General features: G+C 68.6%; 7 protein-coding genes. 5 read left to right on the top strand and 2 right to left on the bottom strand.

Going from position 1 to position 9,110, the window contains the following annotated elements; translation table 11 throughout:
• From DNK06_RS22995 to DNK06_RS22975, 5 genes are all read left to right on the top strand, one after another.
• Positions 1 to 3,142, top strand: a 3,142-nt coding sequence (locus DNK06_RS22995; protein WP_131182286.1) for a cellulose biosynthesis protein BcsC, incomplete at its 5' end; no start/stop codon positions are given.
• Between the two features lie 21 nt (positions 3,143 to 3,163).
• Positions 3,164 to 3,823: an SGNH/GDSL hydrolase family protein gene (locus tag DNK06_RS22990; protein ID WP_131182285.1), complete on the top strand. Its 660-nt coding sequence runs from the start codon at positions 3,164 to 3,166 to the stop codon at positions 3,821 to 3,823.
• Positions 3,820 to 4,497, top strand: a complete 678-nt coding sequence (locus DNK06_RS22985) for an alginate O-acetyltransferase AlgF (protein ID WP_131182284.1) — start codon at positions 3,820 to 3,822, stop codon at positions 4,495 to 4,497. Before DNK06_RS22990 ends, DNK06_RS22985 begins: the two co-directional genes overlap by 4 nt.
• A gap of 10 nt (positions 4,498 to 4,507) precedes the next feature.
• A complete protein-coding gene (locus DNK06_RS22980; protein ID WP_131182283.1) occupies positions 4,508 to 5,923 on the top strand; it encodes an MBOAT family O-acyltransferase in 1,416 nt (471 codons plus the stop codon).
• A 12-nt stretch (positions 5,924 to 5,935) separates the two neighbouring features.
• Positions 5,936 to 7,087 (top strand): alginate O-acetyltransferase AlgX-related protein, encoded by a 1,152-nt coding sequence (locus DNK06_RS22975; RefSeq protein WP_207390024.1) that lies wholly within the window; start codon positions 5,936 to 5,938, stop codon positions 7,085 to 7,087.
• 13 nt (positions 7,088 to 7,100) lie between these two features.
• Here the strand turns inward: DNK06_RS22975 and DNK06_RS22970 are convergent, their stop codons facing one another.
• Positions 7,101 to 8,204 (bottom strand): enoyl-CoA hydratase/isomerase family protein, encoded by a 1,104-nt coding sequence (locus tag DNK06_RS22970; RefSeq protein ID WP_131182282.1) that lies wholly within the window; start codon positions 8,202 to 8,204, stop codon positions 7,101 to 7,103.
• A gap of 82 nt (positions 8,205 to 8,286) precedes the next feature.
• Complete coding sequence (locus DNK06_RS22965; RefSeq protein ID WP_131182281.1) at positions 8,287 to 9,105, bottom strand: enoyl-CoA hydratase; 819 nt, start codon at positions 9,103 to 9,105, stop codon at positions 8,287 to 8,289.
• Positions 9,106 to 9,110: the final 5 nt, after the last annotated feature.

Below are 9,110 nucleotides of genomic sequence, written 5' to 3'. Positions count from 1 at the left end.
GAGACAGGGCCTGGCGCGCGGGCTCAAGGCCCTGGAGCAGGGCGACCGGGAAACGGCCGATCGCGAATTGTCCGCGCGGCTCAAGAACAGCCCCAACGATGCCGACGCCCTCGGCGGGCTGGGCGTGCTGCGTCAGCAGCAGAACCGTCTCGAGGATGCCGAGGTACTGCTGACCAGGGCGACCCGGCAGCAGGGCGGGGCACAATGGCAGAGCGCGCTGGACGACGTGCGCTACTGGTCGCTCCTGCAGCGGGCTCGGGCCAGCCAGGCCAAGGGCGAGCCGGGCCTGGCACGTTCCCAGATCGAGCAGGCTGTGCGCCTCAAGCCCCGGGAAACCGCCGGGCAGGCGGCGCTGGCCGACCTGCAGGCCGGGCAAGGCCAGTTCGCCGAGGCCGAAGCCGGTTACCGTCGCCTGCTGGCGCAGAGCCCGAACGACCCGGATGCGCGCCGTGGCCTGATCTCGGTATTGACCCAGGCCGGCAAGAACGACGAGGCGTTGCGCCTGATCGAGGCCCTACCCAAGGCGGAGCAGGCCGGGATCGGCGACCTCGGGCGCCTGCGCGCCGAGCAGGCGATGCAACGCGCCAGGCTGGCGGAACAGCGGGGTGACACCGTTGGCCAGCGCGCAGCCCTGGAAGAGGCGCTGCGCAATGAACCCAACAACGCCTGGACCCGCTTCGCCCTGGCCCGCCTCTATGTCGGCATGGGCTCGGTACAGGAAGCGCGCAGCCTGGTCGACAGCCTGCTGGTGTCGCAACCGGATGACCCGGACGCGCTCTATACCAGCGCCTTGCTCTCGGTCGAACTCGGCGAATGGCCGCAGGCCCAGGCGACGCTGGCGCGTATTCCCGCTGCCGCCCGCACCAGCGAAGTGAACCGGCTGGTCGGGGACGTCGATTTCCACCTGCAGTTGCAGCAGATCAACGACCTGGCGAAAAGCGGTAGCCGCCAGGACGCCCGGGTGTTCCTGGCGCGCACCGAAGCACTCGCCGAGGGCCGGCCGGAGCGCCTGTCCGTCCTGGCTTCCGCCTACGCCGATGCCGGCGACCCGGTACGCGCCACCGCCATGCTGCGCGACCTGCTGGCGCGCAGCCCGCGTCCCGAGCCCGGCCTGACCCTGCGCTATGCCGGCATCCTCCTGCAGACCGAGCAGGACGTGGAGGCCAGCGCCATCCTGCGCGACCTGCAGGGACAGCCCCTGAACCCGGCCGAGCGCAAGCAGTACGACGACCTGCTGTTCCTCTACCGGGTACGCCAGGCCGAGCACTTGCGCGAGCGTGGCGATCTGGTCGCGGCCTACGACACCCTGGCGCCGGCCCTGGCCCAGCGGCCCCAGGACGGCCAGGCCGTATCGGCCCTGGCGCGCATGTATGCGGCCAGCGGCAACCCGGGCAAGGCGCTGGAACTCTACAAGCCACTGCTGCAGCGCGAACCGGACAATGCGCAGTTGCAGATCGGCGCCGCCGACATGGCGGCCCAGGTGCGCGACGGCGCTTTCGCCGAACGCGCCCTGGAGCGCGCGCTGCGCCTGGCGCCCGGCGATCCGGACGTGCTCACCACGGCGGCGCGGATCTACCAGAACCAGGGCAAGAGCGGCAAGGCCGCCGAACTGCTGCGCAAGGTGGTCGCCCAGGAGCAGCGTCAGCAGTCGGCGGCATTCGCCGCCTCGGCGCCGGCTTCCGGCGTGGCGGACAATCCCTTTGTCGGCCTGGCGGGCCAGGGCGCTCGAAGCGCCGGCGTGGCGGCTGCCGCCATTCCGGCCCCGGTGCCGGCCCGAGCGGCGGGCCAGCCGCTGGCGAGCGCCGCCGCGGGTCAGGCCTGGGGTATTGCGGATGCGCTGAACCCGGACGTACCCGGCGGCACGCCGCAGGGCGCCCCGACCTGGCAGAGTGCCCCGGCCCCGGGCATGGCGGCCAATCCCTTCGCCGCCGAGCCGGCCGCTGCCGATCCCCGCGCCGGGATGAGCGTCGCCGCGCGGGCGCTCGACGATATTCTGCAAGAGCGCAGCGCCTATGTGGTTCAGGGCGTGAGCGTGCGCAGCAACGATAGCGAGTCGGGCCTGAGCAGGCTGACCGATATCCAGGCCCCCTTCGAGGTCAATTTCCCCGTGGGCGACAATCGCCTCGCCGTGCGCGTCACCCCGGTGAGTCTCAACGCCGGCAGTATCGGCAATGAAGCCGCCCAGCGCTTCGGCGGTGGTCCCGCCGCGTCGGCGGCCAACCCGGGCGCCTCGCCGGGCTCGCAAAAGGATTCCGGGGTCGGCCTGGCCCTGGCCTTCGAAGATCCGTCCGCAGGCCTCAAGGCCGACCTGGGCACGACACCGCAGGGCTTCCTCTACAGCACCCTGGCCGGCGGTGTCAGCCTGAAGCGGCCAGTCGCCTCGAACGGCGACCTGCACTGGAGCGCCAACATTTCGCGGCGCCCGGTCACCGACAGCCTGCTGTCCTTCGCCGGTGCCCGCGATGCGCGCACCGGTCAGAGCTGGGGCGGGGTGACCGCCAATGGTGGGCGAGCCGAGCTGAGCTACGACGACAGCGAGGCGGGCGTGTATGTCTATGGCGCCTGGCACCGGCTGCTCGGCAATCATGTCGAGTCCAACAGCCGGGGCGAGTTCGGCAGCGGCATCTACTGGTATCTGCAGAACGAGACCGACCAGCAGTTGACCGCCGGCCTGAGCATGACCGGCATCACCTACGACAAGAGCCTCGGCCACTACACCTATGGCCATGGCGGTTATTTCAGCCCGCAGACGTTCTTCGCCCTGGGCGTGCCGGTGTCCTGGTCGCAACGTTTCGACAAGCTGAGCTATCAGCTCAAGGGCTCGGTGGGCGTGCAGTTCATCGATCAGGACGAGGCCGACTACTTCCCTGGCGATGCCAGCTTGCAAGCCGCGGCATCCAGCGTGCTGGGCAGGCCCGCCACCTACGGCGGGGAGAGCAAGACCGGGCTCGGCTACAGCCTGTATGGCGCGGCCGAATACCAGTTCGGCCCCAATTTCTTCATGGGCGGGCACCTGGCCCTGGATAACGCCCAGGACTATCGCCAATGGAACAGCGGCATGTACCTGCGCTACATGTTCGAAGAAATGTCCCGGCCACAGATCATGCCGGTCAACCCCTACCGCTCACCCTATTCGAATTGACCCTAGCCAAGGAGTAGTCCCATGTCTTCCTCCGTCCTTGCCGGCCTGACCCTGCTCGTGCTTGGCGAAAGCCATATGAGCCTCGAGAACCACCTGACCGAGCCGCTGAACGCCGCGCTGGTCGCGAAAGGCGCGAGCGTGCATTCCATCGGCGCCTGCGGCGCCAGCGCGGGCGACTGGCTGGTGGCCAAGAAGCTGGATTGTGGCGCCGAGCTCAAGGGCACCGGCAAGCTGCTGATCAAGGGCCGCGAGGCCAGCACCACGCCGATCAAGCAACTGATCGCCCAGGAGAAGCCCGATGTGGTGGTGCTGATCATCGGCGACACCATGGCCTCCTACGACAAGCCGGCGTTTCCCAAGGCCTGGGCCTGGCAGAACGTGACCGGCCTGACCAAGGCGATCGGCGAGACCGGCACCCCGTGCGTCTGGGTCGGCCCGGCCTGGGGCAAGGAAGGCGGCATGTACAAGAAGAACGATGCGCGTACCCAGCTCATGTCGAACTTCCTCGCCGCCAACGTGGCGCCGTGCAGCTATATCGACTCGCTGACCCTTTCCAAGCCTGGCCAGTGGGTCACCACCGATGGCCAGCACTTCACCGTCGCCGGCTACAAGGCCTGGGGCGCGGCCATCGCCGAGGCCATGAGCAAGCTGCCGGCCGAGAGCCTGGGAGCCAAGCGATGAAGGGCGGGCTTCTGGCAGTGGGGGCGTTGGCCTGGGCCATCGCCCAGGCGGGGCATGCCGCCGGGATCCCGCTGTACCCGACCGGCCCCAGCGAGGACGCGGCCTTCCTGCGCTTCGTCAATGCCGGCGAGGGCGCGCTGGAACTGGCCGCCGCCGGTTCGGACGCGCGCCTGCGCCTGGAGGGCGACGAGCGCGTCTCGGATTTCCTGACCGTGCCCGCCGGGCGTGCGGTCAAGGGTTCCCTCAGCCGTGGCGGGCAGCGCCATGAGCTGGACGTGACCGTCGAGCCGGGCGAGTTCACCACGGTCGTGGGCCTGCCCGGCGCCGGCGCCGGCGCGGCCCTGGAGCTGGTGACCGTGCGCGAGCAGCCGGACGATTTCAACGCCCTCAAGGCTTCCCTGGCCTTCTACAGCCTGGACGCCCGTTGCGCCGACGCGGGCCTGCGGGTCGCCGGCCGTTCCGTGGAGATCTTCACGGCGGTCGCCGAGGGCACCCTGCAGCGCCGTTCGATCAACCCGGTGAACCTGTCCGTGCAACTGAGCTGCGCCGGGTCGCCGGCAGGCGAGGCGCTGGCGTTGGGCGAGCTGCGCGCGGGCGAACGATACAGCGTCTTCCTGGTGCCCTCGCCGGAAGGCCCGCGCCTGTTCCAGGCGAAGGACAGCCTGGCCAACTGACGGGAACCCCATGGTCTTCGCCTCCCTTGAGTTCCTCACGCTGTTCCTGCCCGCGTTCATGCTGGTCTATGCGTTGGCCAGGCCAGGGGCGCGCAACCACGTCCTGCTGGTCGGCAGCTGGTTCTTCTATGGCTGGCTGAGCCCGACCTTCCTGTTGCTGCACGTGCTGCTGACCGTGCTCGGCTGGCTCGGCGGCCTGCTGGTCGAGCGCACCCGCGCCGAGTCGCGCCAGCGCATCCGCCTGCTGGCCGCACTGATCACCGTCAACGTACTGGTGCTGTGCTGGTACAAGTACGCCAACATCCTCGCCGCGACCTACAACGAGCTGATCACCGCCTACGGTGCGCTGCCGCTCGAGTGGCAGAAGGTGGCGCTGCCGGCGGGGCTGTCGTTCATCGTCCTGCAGGTCATCTCCTACCTGGTGGACGTGCACCGCAAAGTGGTGCCGGTTGAGCGCAGCTTCGCCCACTTCGCCACCTACCTGGCGATGTTCGGCCACTCCATCGCCGGCCCGATCATCCGCTACGACTGGGTGCGCCAGGAGCTGCAGAAGCGCTACTTCAATTGGCTGAATTTCGCCCTCGGTTCGCGCCGCTTCATGATCGGCCTGAGCATGAAGGTGCTGGTGGCCGACAGCCTGTCGCCGCTGGTGAGCGTGGCGTTCGCCGAGGATCGGCCGTCCTTCATCGATGCCTGGATCGGCTGCCTGGCCTACTCGATGCAACTGTTCTTCGACTTCGCCGGCTACAGCGCCATGGCCATCGGCCTCGGCCTGATGCTGGGTTTCCACTTTCCGGAGAACTTCAACCGGCCGTACTGGGCACGCAACATCCAGGATTTCTGGCGGCGCTGGCACATCTCGCTGTCGAGCTGGCTGCGCGACTACCTGTACATCGGCCTGGGCGGCAATCGGCGCGGGGCCTGGAAGACCTACCGCAACCTGTTCCTGATCATGGCCATCGGTGGCCTGTGGCACGGCGGCGATAGCTGGAACTACGTGCTCTGGGGCGCCGCCCACGGGATCGCGCTGTGCATCGATCGTGCCTGGGGGCGGGCGGGGCTGCCGGACTTGCCGGCCTGGCTGGCGCACACCGTCACACTGCTGTTCGTGTTCCTGGCCTGGACGCTGTTCCGCGCGCCGGACTTCCATACGGCGCTGAACATGTATGCCGGCCAGTTCGGCCTGCATGACTTCGCCCTCGGCGATGCCCTGGCCGCGACCCTGCGCCCGGCCCACGGCATCGCCGCCGCGTTGGGCGTCGCGTGCCTGCTGCTGCCGCTGTACCAGCGGCGTGCCGAGGCGCGTTTCGCCGAGGTGTGGCTGTTCCGCGCCATCGGTGCGCTGTGGCCGGTGCTGGGTTTCCTGCTGTCGTTCGCCCTGATCGCCAGCCGGGAAACCGTGCCCTTCCTGTACTTCCAGTTCTAAGGGGCCGTCGCCATGTCGAAGCAACAAGATGCGTCCCTCGCCCCGCTACCGCCAAGCGCCATGACGATCCGCCTGAGCCCGCTGGCCGGATGCGTGATGTCGGTCTTCCTGGCGACCGGCCTGGCATTCTGCCTGTGGGCGCTGTTGGTCAGCGGCAAGGTCGAGCTGTTGCCGGAGACGCTCGGCTGGGACGATATCCGTACGGGCGAGATCACCCATCATATCGCCCGGGAACTGAGCAGCGTGCCGTTCGCCAAGCGTGCCGCCGATCTGGAGCGTGCCGCCAGTTGGCTAACCATCGGCGATACCGGCGCGCGGGTGCGTCAGGGCTGCCCCGGCTGGCTGTTCCTGGCCGACGAGCTGAAGCTGCACCCGCATGCCGAGGCGAATGCCCAGGCGCGGGCGCAGAAGGTCAAGGCCGTGCACGACTGGCTGGCCGGACGCGGCATCCGTCTGCTGGTGCTGCTGGTGCCGGACAAGAGCCGGATCGCCGAGGAGCGTCTCTGCGCGATCAGCCGTTCGGCGCAACTGGCCGAGCGGGCCAGGCAATGGCAGGCGCGCATGGGGGACGCCGGTGTGCCGATGCTGAACCTGGCCGAGGTCCTGCAGCCGCTGGGCAGCGCCGCGTTCCTGCGCACCGACACCCACTGGAGCGAGCTGGGGGCCGAGGCCGCTGCGCGCTCGGTCGCCGCCGCCATCGTCGCCAGCGGCGTGACGCCGACCCCGCACAAGGCCTGGCAGCGCAGCCAGGAGCCGGCCCGTGTCCGTCCCGGCGATCTGGTGCGCCTGGCCGGTCTGGACTGGCTGCCGGAGCGTCTGCAACCGGCGCCGGAAGCGGTTTCCGCGTCGATCTTCAGCGCCGATGAAGCGCAGGACGCGATGAGTGAGGACGATCTGTTCGGCGACAGCCAGTTGCCCAATATCGCCTTGATCGGCACCTCGTTCTCGCGCAACTCCAACTTCGTGCCCTTCCTCGAACAGGCGCTGGGCACCAGCCTCGGCAATTTCGCCAGGGATGGCGGCGAGTTTTCCGCTGCCGCCAGGGCGTATTTCGCCAGCGCGGCGTTCGGCCAGACCCCGCCACAACTGCTGGTCTGGGAAATCCCCGAGCGTGATCTGCAAACGCCGTATCAGGACGATATCGTTCTGCCCGCCGGGCCGTAGCGGTTGTTCTGGCTCACAGGTCCTGCAACGGATGTTCGCCGTCCCAGGTGGCGCTGAAGTGCGCCTCGATCACCGCCGGCGGAATGGTCGCGACATCGGGCCAGTGCCAGCGCGGCGCCTGATCCTTGTCGATCAGGCGGGCGCGCACGCCTTCGGGGAACTCCGGGTGGCGGCAGCAGTTGAGGCTCATCGCGTATTCCATGCGCAATACCTCGGCCAGGGACAGGTGACGGGCACGCTGGATCTGCTCCCAGACCAGGTGGGCGCTGAGCGGGCAGCCATTGGCCAGGGTGCTGGCGGCACGGGCGAGCAGGGCGTCCTCATCGGCCCGTAGTGCGGTCAGCGCCTGCCACGCCGCGGGCAGGTCGGCGACATCCAGCAACTCATCGATACGGGCCCGTCGCGGCAGCCACTGGGCCTCTGGCAACGCGCCGCGGGCATCCCGTTCCAGCGCCCGCAGCAGGCTGTTCAGTTGCCGCTGTGGCTGCTCCTGCCAGTTGAGCTGCTCCAGCCCCTGCAGGAGCGCCTGTTGCTGGTCGTCGCGCAGGAAGCGGTCGGCCAGGCCGAGACCCAGGGCATCGTGGGCATTGATCTGGGCCGCCGTGAGGCCGAGAAACAGGCCGAGGCGGCCGGGCAGGCGGGCGAGGAACCAGCTGCCGCCCACATCCGGGTACAGACCGATATTGATTTCCGGCATGCCCAGCCGGCTGGAGGGCGTGACGATACGTACGCCGGCGCCTTGCAGCAGGCCCATGCCGCCCCCCAGTACATGCCCGTGGCCCCAGCACAGCAGGGGTTTCGGGTAACGGTGGAGGCGGTAGTCGAGACGGTATTCGTCGGCGAAGAAGCGTCGCGCCAGTGGCGGCACTTCGCCGGGGTGTTCGCGGCACTGGCGAACCAGCTGCACCACGTCGCCACCGGCGCAGAAGGCTTTGCTGCCGTTGCCGCGCAACAGGACGCAGGCGATGCTCGGCTCGTCGGCCCACCTGCGCAACTGGGCGTCCAGGGCCTCGATCATCGGCAGACTGAGGGCGTTGAGGCTCTGCGGCGCATCCAGGCTGGCGATGGCGATACGATAACCCTGCTGGCCCGGGCGCTCTTCGAATCGTAGGTTCATGTTCATATCCATCATGGGGCGGCGCCCACGCACGCGATCCGCCTGGCCGGCGCCATCCACGTTGCGGGGCGTGGCTTCCCGGTTATTTGTTACGCCACTGGGGAGTCCGTTTTTCCAGGAAGGCGTTGACTCCCTCGCGGGTGTCGTCGGCGTCGAACAGGTCGACGAAGCGCTCGCGCTCGGCGACCAGCCAGCTATTGGGCTGGCGTTCGCGGGCACCCTGGATCAAGGGCTTGATGCTGCGCACGGCCACCGGGCTCTGCCCGGCGACTTTCGCCGCCAGCAGCAGGGCATGACCGCGTGCCTCGCCTTCGTCGACAACCTGTTCAACCAGGCCGATACGCAGCGCGGTTTCGGCGTCGACTCGCTCGCCGCAGAGGATCATGCGCTTGGCCCAGCCTTCGCCCACCAGCCAGGGGAGGTTCTGGGTGCCGCCCGCGCAGGGCAGCAGGCCGACGCTGGCTTCTGGCAGTGCCATCCGCGCCTGACGCTCGGCGATACGAATGTCGCAGGCCAGGGCGCATTCCAGGCCGCCGCCCATGGCGTAGCCATTGATCGCGGCAATCGACACACCGCGAAAGTCGCGAAGCCGTTCGAAGGCTTCGCCGAAGCGGCTGGCCATTTCCCGAGCGCGGGCCTTGTCGCCGTCGGCGAACAGTTTCAGATCCGCACCGGCGGAAAAGAACTTGCCGCCCTGGCCAGTGATCACCAGCGCATAGATATCGTCATCGCGATCCAGATGCTCGATCAGCTGTTTGAGGCCGATCAGTGATTCGCGATCCCAGGTATTGGCGGGCGGGTTGTTGATCGTCAGCAGGGCCGTGTGGCCGTGCTTTTCCACGGTTAGCTTGTGGGTCAGGTCGAAGATACCGGGTTTGTAGGGTTCGATTGCCGTACTCATGGAGC

Origin of the sequence: Phytopseudomonas daroniae, from assembly GCF_004327285.1 — a bacterium.
GTDB classification, from domain to species: domain Bacteria; phylum Pseudomonadota; class Gammaproteobacteria; order Pseudomonadales; family Pseudomonadaceae; genus Aquipseudomonas; species Aquipseudomonas daroniae.
This window is presented reverse-complemented; position numbering and strand designations above follow the sequence as displayed.

Bases quoted from the DNA above. Each gene is read 5' to 3' on its own strand.
- DNK06_RS22990 (WP_131182285.1), top strand. From the start codon at position 3,164: ATGTCTTCCTCCGTCCTTGCCGGCCTGACCCTGCTCGTGCTTGGCGAA.
- DNK06_RS22985 (WP_131182284.1), top strand. From the start codon at position 3,820: ATGAAGGGCGGGCTTCTGGCAGTGGGGGCGTTGGCCTGGGCCATCGCC.
- DNK06_RS22980 (WP_131182283.1), top strand. From the start codon at position 4,508: ATGGTCTTCGCCTCCCTTGAGTTCCTCACGCTGTTCCTGCCCGCGTTC.
- DNK06_RS22975 (WP_207390024.1), top strand. From the start codon at position 5,936: ATGTCGAAGCAACAAGATGCGTCCCTCGCCCCGCTACCGCCAAGCGCC.
- DNK06_RS22970 (WP_131182282.1), bottom strand. From the start codon at position 8,204: ATGAACCTACGATTCGAAGAGCGCCCGGGCCAGCAGGGTTATCGTATC.
- DNK06_RS22965 (WP_131182281.1), bottom strand. From the start codon at position 9,105: ATGAGTACGGCAATCGAACCCTACAAACCCGGTATCTTCGACCTGACC.